Source organism: Grimontia indica (assembly GCF_000333895.2).
In the GTDB taxonomy this organism is placed as follows: domain Bacteria; phylum Pseudomonadota; class Gammaproteobacteria; order Enterobacterales; family Vibrionaceae; genus Enterovibrio; species Enterovibrio indicus.
Genome location: NZ_ANFM02000062.1, coordinates 1 through 677, shown reverse-complemented (window position 1 = coordinate 677; position 677 = coordinate 1). Strand labels below are relative to the sequence as shown.

Annotated in this window: 1 protein-coding gene; it reads left to right on the top strand. The window is 48.2% G+C overall.

The genetic code is table 11. The features are described 5' to 3' along the window. A partial coding sequence (locus D515_RS23650) for a VCBS domain-containing protein (protein ID WP_039850621.1) occupies nt 1–677 on the top strand: 677 nt, incomplete at both ends.

The following is a 677-nucleotide window of genomic DNA, read 5'->3' as shown; positions in this document are numbered from 1 at the left end:
CTCTATGAGGTGAGAGGATGGAGGCGAGGTGATGACTATTCGATTATCGGTAGTAGCTTTAATGGCATTAATATCCTCACCGATGGAACAACCCTGCAGTTTATCGATAATGATTCAACGGTCGACCGAGGTGGCTTAGTAGCTCCAGACTATTACACATATGAGGGTGATGATACTCAGCGAGTTATCATTGATGGCAAAACCTATTCCTATATGGTCTGGAGCACAGGGAAGTACAGCTTCTCGGGTCGAGTCGTGACTGTTGCAAACGTTTTTGTAGACTTGGACGGTAACGGAAGAACACCCTATGTTTGGCGTGACTCGAATGAATACGCGGCATTTATAGTGCCAGTGTCGGGTTCATTAGTTAAAGGTACTTCCGCAAGTGCAGTATCTGGTTCGGCAGAAACCCCGACACTCACTTATACCGAGCTTGGCGCTACGATGTCCTCCTTTGATGCCTCAGGCAGCATTGGCGTGACAGACGTTGACTCGGACAACTCCTCGGTAACGTTCGATGGCACAGGGCCTTATGAGGGTAACTTCGGTTCTTTGGTGATTGTCAACGGTACTTGGACATATACGGTGAATGATACAGCGGTGGCTGATTTCACTGAAGACACTGTTGTGCAGGATGTCATTGAAGTGACGGCGTCTGATGGTGTAACGACGACAGA